Annotated in this window: 14 protein-coding genes and 5 tRNA genes; 8 read left to right on the top strand and 11 right to left on the bottom strand. The window is 39.2% G+C overall.

Features of this window, described 5'->3' with window-relative positions:
* Window positions 1–2 precede the first annotated feature (2 nt).
* Genes AC5YC8_RS09435 through AC5YC8_RS09415 form a run of 5 tightly spaced genes read left to right on the top strand, consistent with a single transcriptional unit; the run spans window position 3 to window position 3384 of the window.
* Window positions 3–368: a Na+/H+ antiporter subunit C gene (locus AC5YC8_RS09435; protein WP_496116216.1), complete on the top strand. Its 366-nt coding sequence runs from the start codon at window positions 3–5 to the stop codon at window positions 366–368.
* Window positions 368–2176: a monovalent cation/H+ antiporter subunit D gene (locus AC5YC8_RS09430; protein ID WP_496164331.1), complete on the top strand. Its 1809-nt coding sequence runs from the start codon at window positions 368–370 to the stop codon at window positions 2174–2176. The genes AC5YC8_RS09435 and AC5YC8_RS09430 overlap by 1 nt, the downstream gene beginning before the upstream one ends.
* 1 nt (window position 2177) lies before the next feature.
* On the top strand, window positions 2178–2699 hold the full coding sequence (locus AC5YC8_RS09425; protein ID WP_496164330.1) for a Na+/H+ antiporter subunit E: 522 nt from the start codon (window positions 2178–2180) through the stop codon (window positions 2697–2699).
* On the top strand, window positions 2696–2971 hold the full coding sequence (locus tag AC5YC8_RS09420; protein ID WP_496116213.1) for a monovalent cation/H+ antiporter subunit F: 276 nt from the start codon (window positions 2696–2698) through the stop codon (window positions 2969–2971). The genes AC5YC8_RS09425 and AC5YC8_RS09420 overlap by 4 nt, the downstream gene beginning before the upstream one ends.
* 11 nt (window positions 2972–2982) lie before the next feature.
* Complete coding sequence (locus AC5YC8_RS09415) at window positions 2983–3384, top strand: Na+/H+ antiporter subunit G (RefSeq protein ID WP_496164329.1); 402 nt, start codon at window positions 2983–2985, stop codon at window positions 3382–3384.
* A gap of 73 nt (window positions 3385–3457) precedes the next feature.
* On the opposite strand, the gene AC5YC8_RS09410 is transcribed toward AC5YC8_RS09415, so the two are convergent.
* The 11 genes from AC5YC8_RS09410 to tpiA form a co-directional block, all read right to left on the bottom strand.
* Entirely contained in the window at window positions 3458–3862 is a 405-nt protein-coding gene (locus AC5YC8_RS09410; RefSeq protein ID WP_496116211.1) for a ribosome-binding factor A, read from the bottom strand.
* Window positions 3862–6576 carry a translation initiation factor IF-2 gene (infB, locus tag AC5YC8_RS09405; protein WP_496116210.1) on the bottom strand — a complete coding sequence of 905 codons (2715 nt, stop codon included), beginning with the start codon at window positions 6574–6576 and terminating at the stop codon, window positions 3862–3864. The genes AC5YC8_RS09410 and infB overlap by 1 nt, the downstream gene beginning before the upstream one ends.
* Before the next feature lie 10 nt (window positions 6577–6586).
* On the bottom strand, window positions 6587–8071 hold the full coding sequence (gene nusA, locus AC5YC8_RS09400; protein ID WP_496116209.1) for a transcription termination factor NusA: 1485 nt from the start codon (window positions 8069–8071) through the stop codon (window positions 6587–6589).
* A 35-nt stretch (window positions 8072–8106) separates the two neighbouring features.
* On the bottom strand, window positions 8107–8628 hold the full coding sequence (rimP, locus tag AC5YC8_RS09395) for a ribosome maturation factor RimP (RefSeq protein WP_496116207.1): 522 nt from the start codon (window positions 8626–8628) through the stop codon (window positions 8107–8109).
* 215 nt (window positions 8629–8843) lie between these two features.
* A tRNA-Met gene (locus AC5YC8_RS09390) sits at window positions 8844–8920 on the bottom strand.
* 88 nt (window positions 8921–9008) lie between these two features.
* Window positions 9009–9085 (bottom strand) — tRNA-Met (locus AC5YC8_RS09385).
* 68 nt (window positions 9086–9153) lie between these two features.
* Window positions 9154–9230: transfer RNA gene (locus AC5YC8_RS09380), tRNA-Met, on the bottom strand.
* Between the two features lie 68 nt (window positions 9231–9298).
* Window positions 9299–9375, bottom strand: a tRNA-Met gene (locus tag AC5YC8_RS09375).
* Between the two features lie 45 nt (window positions 9376–9420).
* Window positions 9421–9505: transfer RNA gene (locus tag AC5YC8_RS09370), tRNA-Leu, on the bottom strand.
* 53 nt (window positions 9506–9558) lie between these two features.
* Entirely contained in the window at window positions 9559–9888 is a 330-nt protein-coding gene (gene secG / locus AC5YC8_RS09365; RefSeq protein ID WP_496116206.1) for a preprotein translocase subunit SecG, read from the bottom strand.
* A 13-nt stretch (window positions 9889–9901) separates the two neighbouring features.
* A complete protein-coding gene (gene tpiA, locus AC5YC8_RS09360) occupies window positions 9902–10693 on the bottom strand; it encodes a triose-phosphate isomerase (protein ID WP_496164328.1) in 792 nt (263 codons plus the stop codon).
* 277 nt (window positions 10694–10970) lie between these two features.
* Here tpiA and pilB point away from each other — a divergent pair, with 277 nt between their 5' ends.
* The 3 genes from pilB to AC5YC8_RS09345 are packed head-to-tail and all read left to right on the top strand — an operon-like array spanning window position 10971 to window position 14801.
* On the top strand, window positions 10971–12683 hold the full coding sequence (pilB, locus tag AC5YC8_RS09355; RefSeq protein WP_496164327.1) for a type IV-A pilus assembly ATPase PilB: 1713 nt from the start codon (window positions 10971–10973) through the stop codon (window positions 12681–12683).
* Window positions 12684–12708: 25 nt separating this feature from the next.
* The gene (locus AC5YC8_RS09350; protein WP_496116201.1) at window positions 12709–13935 is read left to right on the top strand and encodes a type II secretion system F family protein; all 1227 of its coding nucleotides are present in this window, start codon (window positions 12709–12711) and stop codon (window positions 13933–13935) included.
* On the top strand, window positions 13935–14801 hold the full coding sequence (locus AC5YC8_RS09345) for a prepilin peptidase (protein ID WP_496164326.1): 867 nt from the start codon (window positions 13935–13937) through the stop codon (window positions 14799–14801). Before AC5YC8_RS09350 ends, AC5YC8_RS09345 begins: the two co-directional genes overlap by 1 nt.

Raw genomic sequence — 14801 nt, 5'->3', positions numbered from 1 at the left:
ATATGATTAGCTTAGAATTTTTACTTGCCTCTTCAATAGGATTACTCGCTGCAACAGGTATTTACTTAATACTTCGAGCACGTACTTTTCCTGTGGTTTTGGGCTTAGCCATGATTGGTTATGCAGTTAACTTATTTTTATTTGCCATGGGTCGTATTCAAATGAATGCGCCTGCGGTACTTACAGCGACTGAACGCGTTACAGACCCCCTCCCTCAAGCTCTAGTTTTAACAGCTATTGTTATTGGTTTTGCAACTACTGCATTTATTGTTCAACTTGCATTACGCAGTCGTTTTGAAACAGGAACAGACCACGTTGACTCCAAAGAAGAAATACCACAAATTGACCCACGCGAGGATGAGCCATAATGACTGACATCCTCCAATTTTGGACACAGCACACACCTATTTTTAGTATTTTAATTCCTGCATTTACTGCATTTATTCTTGTGCTTTTAGGTAACCCAGGTTCAGGCTCTTTAGCACATGACTGGCGCCAACCATGGCGTCGCGGCATTAGCTATATTTCTTCTGCTCTTGGTCTATTTACTGCTATTAGCTACTTAATATTTGCAAGCAGTGGGCAAGTTTCTGTTTACAACTTGAGTGAATGGGCTGCGCCATTTGGTATTGTACTTGTACTCGATCAGCTTTCTGCGTTTATGTTGGTACTCACCTACTCTCTTGCGGTTCCAGTTATGTGGTATGCAAGTAAAGAGTGGGATGAACGTGGTCGATATTTCCATGTCATGTTCCATTTTTTACTCATGGGACTTTGTGGTGCATTCCTAACAGGCGATTTATTTAACTTATTCGTATTCTTTGAAATTTTGCTTATGGCATCGTATGTCCTGCTTCTTCATGGACAAGGCCGAGCAAGATTCCAACTCGGCATTCATTACGTCACCATCAACCTTCTTGCTTCTGCCTTATTCCTTATTGGTTTAGGTATGATTTATGGCAGTGTAGGTAGCCTAAACATGGCAGATGTAGCACGTCTAATGCCTCTGTTAGAAGCGGATCAACACCGTCTTGCTGTTGCTGGTGGCTTACTCTTATTTGTTGTATTTGGTATTAAAGCAGCCATGTTACCTGTCGGTTTCTGGCTTCCAAAAACTTATGCAGTCGCAACCACACCTGTAGCAGCCATTTTTACCATTATGACTAAAGTGGGTATTTACTCAATTTTACGCGTAAATGGTACTGTATTTGATGATGAATTAAGTCGCTCAATTCTGCAAAATTTATTGCTACCTATCGGTCTAATTACCTCACTTTATGGTGCAATTTGTGCCATTGGTGCTGAACGTTTAAGACGTTTGGTTGGTTTTATGATTTTGTCATCTATAGGTACAATCTTAATTGCAATTTCACTATTTAATACACAAGCATGGGCTGCTGCATTGTATTACTTAGTTCATAGTACAATTATTGGTGCAGCATTTTACTTGTTAGCAGGTTGGATTACCTCTCAACGTGGCGAGTTTAAAGATCACTTTAAAATTGCACCACAAATGAAACAACATAAAGTTGTATCTATAAGCTACTTTATTATTGCGTTAATGTTGGCAGGTCTTCCACCATTCAGTGGCTTCTTTGGTAAAGTTTTCCTTTTACAAGCAACTGCTCATTCACCATACCAATTGATTATTATCATTACGGTTTTAGTGGTTAGTTTACTCAGTATTATTGCATTTACACGAGTAGGTTTTATTCTTTTCTGGCGCGCAACTAAGCCTGAGAGTGACCCTAAAAAACCTGAATATGCACAATACCAAGCATTACCTAGCACTGCTCCAAAACGTAACGATTATGCAATTTATGTTCTACTTTCAGGCTTAGTTCTTTATGTCGTATTTGCAAATCCTATTTATCAATACATTTCAAATACTGCGGCACAAATTCAAAACAATGCTTTATATGAATCAACGTTCCTGAAAAAAGATGAACATGGCAAGTTTATTAGCGTTCAACCCTTTGATGCAGAAAACTTACCAGAAACTAAATATGGTGGTGAAACGGTTGATCCAAATGCACACCTCATTCCTTATATTATTTCTGAGGAAACACTAAAGGGGCAGCATATTTCAGAGTTCAAAAAACGTCAAATTATTGAACAGCGCACTCAAGATGATCATCCTGAAATAGATCAACTTAAACCAACTGAGGAGCCATAATATGCAAAAAATTTCTTTTGTTGATCGTTGGTTCCCCCACCCCTTAGTTTCTGTACTTTGTGGTTTGAGTTGGATCATGCTTGCTCAAAGCCTAGATGCAGCAACTCTCATTATGGCACTGCTACTTGCTTTTGCCATTCCAAAACTACTTAGTCCGTTTATCGATCGCACGCCAAATATTAATTGGTTAGAAGCACTTAAACTTTTCTTTGTTGTTGTTTGGGATATTGTTGTCTGTAATATCAATGTTGCTAAACTTGTGCTTGGACCAACAAAAAATGTACACCCAAAATGGTTCCGTGTTCCTTTAGATACAAAACATGAAGAAGTAAACTCTCTTCTTGCGATGATTATCACCACAACACCAGGTACCGTTACCGCAGGTATTGACCAAGATCGTTGTGATATTTTAGTTCATGCTTTAAATACAGATGACATTGAAAGTGAAATTAAAACGATTAAAGAGCGATACGAACAACCTTTAATACGTATATTTGGCGTAAAAGTAGGAGATAACACATGAGTATATTGCCGTATGCTTTAAGTATTTGCATGGTTGCAATTACCATCTCTATGCTTTTATGTCTGATTCGCCTCATTATGGGTCCATCTATTGTCGATCGCTTATTAGCTTTGGATACCTTATTCCTTAATGCTATTTGTTTAATTGTAGTTTTAGGTATTTATTGGGCAAGTACATCATTATTTGAAGGTGCACTATTGGTTGCCATGCTTGGTTTCGTTTCAACTACTGCTTTAGCTAGATATTTTACATCTGGCCATGTAATTGATTAGGAGTAGAAACTATGCAACTCGTGATGGAAATTCTTGTTTCAGTATTTTTAATTATTGGCTCGTTATTTATGCTGATCGGTAGTATTGGTATGGTCAGACTTCCTGACTTATTTATGCGCCTACATGCTCCAACAAAATCAAGCACATTAGGTTTAGGTAGTTTTTTAATTGCAGCAATTATTTATTCTGCCTTTCAGGGTAGATTTGGTTTTGCCGAAATATTAATTACATTATTTGCATTTATTACCGCACCAGTATCTGCAAATTTAATGGCACAAGCAGCCTTGCACTTACGCTTAAGATCAATGAGTGGTGATGTTCCTGAAGCAATTAATCGCCCTCTTCCTTGGCAACGTACACGTCGTCGTGCATTTCACGCTAAAAGTAAATCTACTAAAGATGATATTCACTAAAAAGCGTTAACTCTAAATAGCGTTTGACCTCAATAAAAAAGCCACCCTAAGGTGGCTTTTTTATTCTTACAAATTATTCATCATCTTGCTTAGCTTCAGCAGGAGGTAAATCCTTTACAGCTTCAGCAATTAGACCAAACATATAGTTACCATAAGCATTCGTCTTATCATAATGGAAACGTAAGCGCGGTGTAATACGCGTCTTAATACGATGCCCTAATTCATGACGTAAAAAACCAGATGCTTTATTCAATACATCTAAAGTTTCTTTATTTGCTTCTTCATTTTGGTCATCACCAAGTTCACGTCCCATTACTGTGACATAAACTTCGGCATATCCTAAGTCTGGGCTAACCTTCACGGCAGAGATGGTCACAAGACCACCTAAGCGTGGATCTTTAAGCTCCTGACGGATAAGCTCAGACAACTCGCGTTGTACTGTATCCGCCATACGCTTTAGACGTTGACTACCCGCCATTAAAGACTCCGTTTAATTAATTTAACATCATACACTTCGATCTTATCTTGTGGTTTGATGTCTTTATAGCCTTTAACTGCAAGACCACATTCCATACCCGCACGAACTTCTTCAACCACTTCTTTATAACGACGTAATGATTCAAGTTCACCTTGGAAGACAACAACGTCATCACGAAGGACACGAATTGGTTTGTTACGATGTAATGTACCTTCAAGTACCATACAACCTGCAGCAGCACCAAATTTACTAGAGTGGAATACTTCACGCACTTCAGCAACACCCAAGATAGTCTCACGGTGTTCTGGAGCAAGTTTACCGCTCATTGCAGCTTTCACATCATCAATCAATTGGTAAATGATTGAGTAGTAACGAATGTCGATGTCATCAGCATCTGATTTTTGACGAGCTGCATTATCTGCACGCACGTTGAAACCAAGAAGAATCGCTTCAGAAGATTCAGCAAGAATTACATCTGACTCGGTAATTGCACCAACACCAGAACTAATTACACGAACTTTAACTTCATCAGTAGACAATTCAGAAAGCGCAACAATCAATGCTTCCAATGTACCACGTACGTCAGTCTTAAGAACAACGTTCACGATAGGTACATCTTTTTTGCCCATAGAAGCCATTAAGTTTTCTAGACGCATTGCAGATTGACGTTCAAGACGTTTTTGACGTTCACGATCTAAACGAGCTTCAGCAACTTCACGTGCTTTCTTCTCATCATCAACAACAAGAACTTCATCACCCGCCATTGGCGCTTCTGGAAGACCTAAAATTTCTACAGGAATAGATGGACCCGCAGATTTGATACGTTGACCATTTTCATCAGTCATTGCACGTACACGACCATAAGATGCACCTGCAAGAACAAGATCACCTACTTTCAATGTACCGTTTTGAACAAGAATCGACGTTACAGCACCACGGCTATTATCAACACGAGCTTCAATTACAACACCTTGTGCAGCACCTTCTTCAGAAGCTTTAAGCTCAAGAAGTTCAGCTTGAATTGAAATCAAGTCAAGAAGTTCATCGATACCTGCACCTGAGTGTGCTGAAACCATAGCAACTGGAACATCACCGCCCCATTGTTCAGGTACGATTTCTTTCGTTGTTAATTCGTTCAATACGCGATCTGGATCTGCAGATTCTTTGTCCATTTTGTTGATAGCAACAATAATTGGCGTACCTGCAGCACGAGCATGATCAATTGCTTCAGCAGTTTGTGGCATTACACCATCATCAGCCGCTACAACCAATACTACGATATCTGTCGCTTTAGCACCACGTGAACGCATTGCAGTAAATGCTGCGTGTCCCGGAGTATCTAGGAAAGTGATGATACCTTTATCAGTTGTAACATGGTAAGCACCGATATGCTGTGTAATACCGCCCGCTTCGCCTTGAGCAACTTTTGCACGACGAATACGGTCAAGAAGCGATGTTTTACCATGGTCAACGTGACCCATGATTGTAACAACAGGTGCACGCGTTGTTTGCGCACCACGTGCTTCTTCAGCTTTCTCAAGTAAGTTATCTTCAGCTTGAGTATCAGATACACGAACTGGGTTATGACCCATTTCTTCTACGACAAGTGCAGCAATTTCTTGGTCAATTGCTTGGTTTTGAGTAACAAGCTCACCCATTTTCATAAGTGATTTAATTACTTCACGAACCTTAACTGCCATTTTTGCAGCTAAGTCTGCAACAACAATCGTTTCACCAATTTCAACATCGTAAACTTGTTTTTTAACAGGTTTTTCAAAGCCGTGTTTGCCCGCTTGGCTTGTTTTCAAACCACGTTTAGGCTGCTTGCTAAAGCTTTGCTCTTCCTGACCACGACGACCACCTTTTTTCGGTGCACGTGCAGTTGGAGTATTCGTACCACGTTTAATTTCGCGGTCTTCTTTCGCAAATGAATCTTCATATGCTTGACCAACAAGACCAGCAGCAAGTGGAGAGTCGTCTACAACACGAATTGTTGCAGTTGTATCTTCTGAAGAATACTTAGACGCCATTTGACGCATTTGCTCAAGTGTACGTTGTTGTGCTTCTTCAGCCGATTTACGACGTGCTGCTTCTTCAACTGCTTTTAATTTAGCAGCTTCAGCTTCACGTGCGCGTTTTTGCTCAGGTGTTTCTACTTGTTTAACTTGGGCTTTAACCACAGGTTTGTTTGTAGATTTACGCTTAACAACAACAGCAGCTTTAGGTACTTCTTGTTTAGCAGTTTCTTGCTTAGCAGCAGCGCGCATAGCTTCTAAAGCTTGTTTTGCTTTAGATGCGCCTTGAGCTGGTGCTTCAGTTTTAGCTGCTGGTTTTTCAGCAACATTTTGAACTGATTGTTTTGCTTGTTCATCAGCTTGAGCTTTCGCTAAAGCTTCTGCTTTAATTTGCTCAGGATCTGGCTTAACAAATGTATGCTTCTTACGAACTTCTACATTAATTGTTTTTGCTTTACCTGATGTACTTGCCACTTTAGCAGTACTCGTAGTTTTACGTTTCAACGTGATTTGTCCTGCATTGCCTGTGTCTTGACCATGAATTTTCTTCAAATGGTTTACTAGGGCATCTTGTTGTTCAGTGGAAATAATATCGTCAGCTTTACGTTGCGGTAAGCCAGCATCACGAACCTGTTCCAGGAGCTTTTCAACGCTACGATTCACGCTGATAGCCAACTCTTTAATCGACTTGTCCGTCATATATTACCTCCTAGTTAAACCATGATTCGCGCGCTTTCATAATGAGTTGACCTGCTTTTTCAGCACCTAAACCGTCAATATCTTCGATATCATCAGTTGCCTGATCAGCAAGATCATCAATTGTTACCACACCACGAGCAGCAAGCGCATAGGCGATCTCTTGTGTCATCCCTTCCATTGCTAGAAGTTCATCACTAGGATCTTGAATATTCTCTTGTTGTTTCAATGCATCAGCTAAAGTTACTTCCTTAGCACGACTTTGTAGCATTTCTACAACTTCAGAATCTAATTCGATCTCATCAAATGTTTCAGCTGGTACATAAGCAATCTCTTCTAATGAAGTGAAGCCCATTTCAACTAATGCCATTGCAAGATCTTCAGCAATCTCAAGACGACCAACAAACATATCTAAATACTGTTGAGCTTCATTTTGCTGACGAGCACGATATTCTTCTTCAAGCATCATATTTAACTTGTAGCCAGTCAACTCTGAAGCCAAACGAACGTTTTGACCTTGAGAACCGATTGCACGAGCTAGTTGATCGCTTGTTGCAAAAATAATATCTGCTGTACGTTCTTCTTCATCAATCACAATACCCGATACATCAGCAGGCTCTAAAGCACTTGCAATATATTGAGCTGGATCATCAGACCATACAACTACATCAATACGCTCACCATTTAGCTCTGACTGAACTGCTTGAATACGCGTACCACGCATACCAATACAAGCACCCACAGGATCAATACGGTGATCGTTTGTTTTAACAGCAATTTTAGCACGAACACCCGGCTGACGCGCAGCCGCTTTAATTTCAATAATTTCTTCAGAAATTTCAGGAATTTCTTTTGTCATTAATGAAATAAGCATTTCTGGCTTAGAGCGTGATAACAACAATTGTGCACCACGACCTTCACGGTTCACGCTATATAAAATTGCATTTACACGTTGCTTAGGACGAAGAATTTCTTTTGCAATCATTTCTTCACGTGCAAGATATGCTTCAGCATTTTCGCCTAAGTCAATAATGAAACCATCTTTGGTTTGTTTTTTAACTTCACCGTAGATCAGCTCACCAACTTTAGCTTCATAAGCATCAGCAATTAAAGCACGCTCAGCTTCACGAATTTTTTGAACAATAACTTGTTTTGCAATCTGTGCAGCAATACGTCCGAAGTCGATAGACTCAACTTCTAATTCACGAATATCACCAATTGACCATTTTGCAGGATCTACATCAGAAATCGCATCTTGGCATGCAGGCATTTCATGATCTTCATCGGCTACAACTTCCCACTGACGGAAAGTACTATAGTCGCCTGTTTTACGGTCAATCTCTACACGTAAACGTGCTTCTTCAGAGTGAGTACCTTCATAAAATTTCTTTTTAGTTGCTGCAACTAGAGCCTGTTCAAGCGCTTCAAAAATTGCATCACGAGGTACACCCTTTTCATTACTAACTGTTTCTACTACAGTAAGAATTTCGCGTGCCATGAGTCACCTATTTCGTTAGATTCTTATTTATTCAATTAATCTTGGTAGATCAAATTCGCTTTATCAATATTGTGACTATCAATGTCCAATACTTGTTGCTTTTCAACCTCAACCTGAATCATTTCATTTTCAAGATCAACTGCAATGAGTTTTGCTTGAAATTTACGACGGTTTTCGACTGCACTAATCAAACGCAAGGCAACCTGCTGACCAATATACGCTGACATTTGCTCTAGTTGAAAGAACGGTCGATCCCAACCTGGAGATGACACTTCAAGTGCATACTCGCCAGAAATTGGATCATGTACGTCAAGCATTGCGCCTACTTGTTGTGTAACACGCACACAGTCTTGAACGCCAATACCGCGACCTTGCTCTTCATCACCATCTTCATTAGCGATAATTACGCTTTCATCAACTGGTTTGTCAATAAAAATACGTAGTAATGAACGTTTACCTTGAGGTGTAAATTCAATACCCCAAAGGTCTACATTACATGCTTGTACTGCTGGAGCAATAAGATCCTGAAGTACTTGAGTTTTATTTGATAGCTTCATTTACTCTCGTCAAATTTGTGAAATTAAATGGTCAAATGGCTACTACAAGCCAACATAAAACTATTGTAGTAGTGAAACATGACGATTTGACCAAAAAATTGTCGACACTACACGATAGATAATAAAAAAGGGCGTAATCGCCCCATTATGACACAGAAAACTAAAGTCCACTGTGCAAAAAGGCCCACTTTGTTGTGAGCCTCTCTTTAGAAACTTGGTAGCGGGAGCTGGATTTGAACCAACGACCTTCGGGTTATGAGCCCGACGAGCTACCAGACTGCTCCATCCCGCATCAACGTGCAAAAATTATATACAAAACACTGATCATTTTCAATCAAACTTTCAGTTTTTGCCCAATTAAGTCGCACCTTAATTGGAAGTGGTAGCGGGAGCTGGATTTGAACCAACGACCTTCGGGTTATGAGCCCGACGAGCTACCAGACTGCTCCATCCCGCAACAACGTACGTTTTAATTTCAACTAAAAATATTTTTAATTGCTTTTTAAGTTCGCTTCTTAAAAAGATTGGTAGCGGGAGCTGGATTTGAACCAACGACCTTCGGGTTATGAGCCCGACGAGCTACCAGACTGCTCCATCCCGCAACAACATGCATTTTTATTTCAATTAAATTTCTTTAATTGCTTTTCTAAGTTTGCATCTTAAAAAAGATTGGTAGCGGGAGCTGGATTTGAACCAACGACCTTCGGGTTATGAGCCCGACGAGCTACCAGACTGCTCCATCCCGCATCAACAAATTTGCCGCTTACACCAACTTAATTTCTGGATTAAAGTTGGTGCGGAAGGGGGGACTTGAACCCCCACGCCCGAAAGCACTACCACCTCAAGGTAGCGTGTCTACCAATTCCACCACCACCGCAGCAGTGTGGCATTCTAGTCGCATCACACAAAAAAAGAAAGGCTTAAATTAGATTATTCGCCAGTTTTTGTTGTGTTTGATGAAGTTTCAGGCAATGTTGCTGGAGCAGAGGTGGTTGTATTTACTGTTTTCAAACTATAAGAGTCTGTTGTTTGTTTCTTCGCAAAAACTGCAAGCGTAAGACTTGTAACGAAAAATAGTGCTGTCAATATCGCTGTTAAACGAGTTAAGAAATTACCTGAACCAGATGCACCAAAAACAGTTGCAGCTCCACCGCCACCAAAAGAAGCGCCTGCATCTGCACCTTTACCATGTTGAACTAAAATCAAGCCAATCATTAAAACAGCTAAGATAATATGTACTACCAGCACAAAAGTATGCATGCTGAACTCCTAATTATTTTGTATTTGCAAATGCTAGAGCAATTTTATGAAATGACTCTGCATTTAATGATGCACCACCAACAAGCGCACCATTAATATCTGGACAGGTCGCTAACTCTACTGCATTTTCAGCCTTAACACTACCGCCATATAAGATAGCCATGTTTGTCCCGTAAGTGGTAATTTGGCTTAATCCTTGGCGAATTTGTGCATGCATCGTTTGAGCATCGGATGGGGACGCTGTTTTGCCTGTGCCAATTGCCCAAATAGGCTCATAAGCAATAACTATATTTTGCCACTGCTCTGCTTCTACTACTGTAGCAATATCACAAATTTGCTGTAAAACAATTTGTTCAGCTTGCCCACTTTCACGTTGCTCTAAGCTTTCACCCACGCAATAAATTACAGTTAAACCTGCATTTAATGCATTTTTAATTTTTTCATTTAAGATTTGCGCAGTTTCGCCAAAAATTTCACGACGCTCAGAATGCCCAACTAAAACATAACCAATTTGACTATCTTTTAATAATTCAGCACTTACTTCACCTGTATATGCACCCATTCCCGCAATGCGAGAAACATCTTGTGCAACAGTATAAATCTCTCGATTTGAATCACTTAACTCTGACTGTACTGTACTAAGTGCCAACATAACAGGTGAAATACCTATATGACATTTAGAAGATTCTATTGGATTAGTCGTCAATAAATCTTTGAAATTTTGAATAAGTTGCTGGGCATCGGCCTGCATTGGATTCATTTTCCAATTACCAACTACCCACGGCGTAATCGTTGAACCCGACATACAATAACCTGCAAAAAACTATTTTTAAAAACGAGCACATTCTACACGTAAAAATTATTTGTGCTTAAAAATTTATTCAACTTTCAAGCCGTGTATTTATTATTTATTTTGTAATTACCAATGTATCAGCCTACAATTTTAGCATTTTTTCACAATTACTTCACATTTATAGATAGGAGTTATTAAAGGATATTCATTTTAGCTGTGGTATTTTTATATAACGAAAGTATAATTTTAGAATACAAATTATAAACACTATTTTTTAAGGACTTTGGGGATGTCAGTAACACAATCTACACCGAAACTTACCGGTTTTATTCGACGCCTTGTTGAAGATGAGGTTGTTGATGCTGCTGCTATGCAAAATGCAATGGTGTGTGCTAAAAAAGCCAATCAAGATATTGTTCCTTATTTAATTCAAAACCTTAAAATTTCTCCTCTTGTTGTTGCTGAAACCATTGCTCTAGAGTTTGGCGAGCCTATTTTTGACTTATCTGTATACAACACAGATATGCTTGCTAAAGATGGTATTGATGAAAAAATCATTACTAAACATCGTGTATTACCTATCTTTAACCGTGGCAACCTTCTCTATGTTGCAACAGCCAATCCAACCAATATAGATGCGATGGATGCAATTCGCTTTAACAGTAAAATGAATGTTGAAGCGGTTATTGTTGAATTTGATAAGTTAGACAAACTTATTGAAAATCTATTTGCAGATACAGGTAATTTTGAATTTGGTGATGATGACTTTGACTTAGATGTTGAAGAAGTTGATACCAATGATGAGAATCATAAAGATGATGATCCTACAAGCGATGAGTCCCCTATTGTCAAATACATCAATAAACTTTTGGTGGATGCAATTCGTATGGGAGCCTCGGACTTACACTTCGAGCCGTACGAAAAATCATATCGCGTACGTTATCGTGTAGATGGTGTTTTACGTCAAATTGCAACACCACCACTGCAACTAGCAAATCGTTTAGCTTCTCGTTTAAAAGTGATGTCTCAAATGGACATTTCAGAAAAACGTATTCCGCAAGATGGCCGTATCAAGTTAAAAATATCAAAAACCAAAGCCATCGACTTCCGTGTAAACTCTTTACCTACCCTATTTGGTGAAAAACTCGTACTACGTATTTTAGATCCATCAAGTGCAATGTTAGGTATTGATGCTCTTGGTTATGAACCAGACCAAAAAGAATTATTCATGGACGCGCTAGATAAACCTCAAGGAATGTTATTGATTACAGGTCCTACGGGTTCTGGTAAAACGGTATCATTATATACAGGTTTAAATATTTTAAACCGCGAAGACACAAACATTTCTACAGCCGAAGATCCTGTTGAAATTAACTTGGAAGGTATTAACCAAGTTAACGTAAATAATAAAATTGGCTTAACATTTTCTGCGGCCTTAAAGTCTTTCCTTCGTCAAGATCCTGATATTGTAATGGTCGGAGAGATTCGTGACCTTGAAACTGCTGAAATTGCTATCAAAGCAGCTCAAACAGGTCACATGGTAATGTCTACGCTGCATACAAACAGTGCGCCCGAAACACTTACCCGCTTAAGAAATATGGGCGTACAATCTTTTAATATTGCAACATCGGTAAACCTTGTAATTGCACAGCGTCTGGCACGTCGCTTATGCTCACACTGCAAAGTGCCCGCAGATATTCCAGAACAAAGTTTATTAGAAATGGGCTTTACACCAGAAGATTTAGCTAATCCTGAAACTAAAGTTTATCAACCTGTAGGTTGTGCTGAATGTCGTGAGGGATATAAAGGTCGTGTTGGTATTTACGAGGTAATGAAAGTTACACCTGAAATTTCAAAAATTATTATGGAAGATGGTAATGCACTTCAAATTGCAGAAGCTTCCGAAAAAGCTGGCTATAACAATTTACGCCGCTCAGGTTTATTAAAAGTCATGCAAGGGGTAACTTCTTTACAAGAAGTAAATCGTGTGACGAGTGAATAAAGATTTAAAATAAGGATAACGACGCATGGCTGTCAAAAAAGCACAGATGATGCCCACCTTCACATATGAAGGAGTTGACCGCAAAGGGGCTAAACTTAAAGGGGAAATTCCAGCTCGTAACATGGCTTTGGCTAAAGTCACTTTACGAAAACAAGGAATTACCATTAAATCCATTCGAGAGAAGAAAAAGAATATTCTTGAAAGTGTATTTAAAAAGAAAGTTTCCACTTTAGACATCACTATTTTCACTCGTCAGCTTGCTACGATGATGAAAGCTGGTGTTCCTTTAGTTCAAAGCTTTGAAATTGTGGCTGAAGGCTTAGACAATCCAGCTATGCGTGAAGTTGTTATTGGTATTAAAGGTGAAGTAGAAGGTGGTAACACCTTTGCGGGTGCTTTAAAAAAATATCCTCAATATTTCGATAAGCTTTTTTGCTCACTGGTTGAATCGGGTGAACAATCAGGTGCGCTCGAGACCATGCTTGACCGTGTTGCCATATATAAAGAGAAAAGTGAGCTTTTAAAGCAAAAAATTAAAAAAGCCATGAAGTATCCAATTACTGTTGTCGTTGTAGCGATTATTGTGACCATTATCTTGATGGTCAAAGTTGTCCCCGTTTTTGAAGAACTCTTTACCTCTTTTGGTGCAGATCTCCCTGCCTTCACCAAAATGGTTGTTAACATGTCTCAATGGATGCAAGCATATTGGTACATTCTAATTGCCGGCATTATCGGAACCGTCATTGCTTTTATAGAAACGAAAAAGCGTAGCAAGCCATTTCGAGACTTTTTGGATAAAGCAGCGCTTAAAGCCCCTATTTTTGGTGATCTTGTTTATAAAGCAATTATTGCTCGCTACAGTCGTACATTAGCGACAACATTTGCTGCGGGTGTACCTCTTATTGATGCTTTAGAGTCTACAGCAGGCGCCACAAATAATGTGGTTTATGAAGAAGCTGTAATGAAAATCCGTGACGATGTTTCTACAGGTCAACAATTGCAATTTGCTATGCGTGCAACCAATGTTTTTCCATCAATGGCTATTCAAATGGTTGCAATTGGTGAAGAATCGGGTGCACTTGATTCAATGCTAGAAAAAGTAGCAACTCACTATGAAAATGAAGTAGATAATGCGGTTGATGGCTTAACATCTATGATGGAACCTCTCATTATGGCTGTTCTTGGTGTACTTGTAGGTGGTCTTGTTATTGCCATGTATCTTCCAATTTTCCAAATGGGTTCTGTTGTTTAATGCAAGAATTAATCTCTTATTTTATTTCAAACCCAACTGCACTTTATATTGCAGTTGGGCTTTTTAGTTTATGTATTGGCAGTTTTTTAAATGTGGTGATTTACCGCACGCCAAAAATGATGGAGCAAGAATGGCGTACAGATTGCCAAATGCTTTTGCATCCTGATCAAGCCATTATTGATGAAACCAAAATTACATTAAGCAAACCTGATTCAACCTGTCCCAAATGCCAATCTCCTATCCGTTGGTATCAAAATATTCCTGTAATCAGTTGGTTAATTCTGAAAGGAAAATGTGGAAGTTGCCAAAATCCAATTAGCATTCGTTATCCTTTCATTGAACTACTGACAGCAATTGCCTCTCTCACTGTGGTTGCTGTATTTGGAGCTACGCTTCAAATGCTTTTTGGCTTAGTTTTCACATGGGTCTTAATCACGCTTACTTTTATAGACTTTGATACGCAACTTCTACCTGATCGATATACGCTCACCCTAGCTGCATTTGGTTTAGCAATTAATAGCTTTGGCTTTTTTACTACGCCAATTTCTGCCATTTGGGGTTATGTTATCGGCTTTCTCTGCCTTTGGATTGTGTACTACATCTTTAAGTTAGTCACAGGTAAAGAAGGTATGGGGTATGGCGACTTTAAATTACTTGCAGCCTTAGGTGCTTGGATGGGACCTCTTATGCTCCCACTCATTGTTCTACTTTCATCACTAGTAGGTGCTATTATTGGTATTATTTTGATGAAAGTCCGTAAAGAAAATCAGCCTTTTGCTTTTGGTCCTTATATTGCTATTGCAGGTTGGATTGCTTTTCTTTGGGGTGAACAAATCATGCAACTATATTTAGGTCAACTAGGTTAA

The sequence above is a fragment of the Acinetobacter sp. FY731 genome (genome assembly GCF_059515905.1).
The sequence above is the reverse complement of the archived record's forward strand: the minus strand, read 5'-3'. Positions and strand labels throughout refer to the sequence as shown.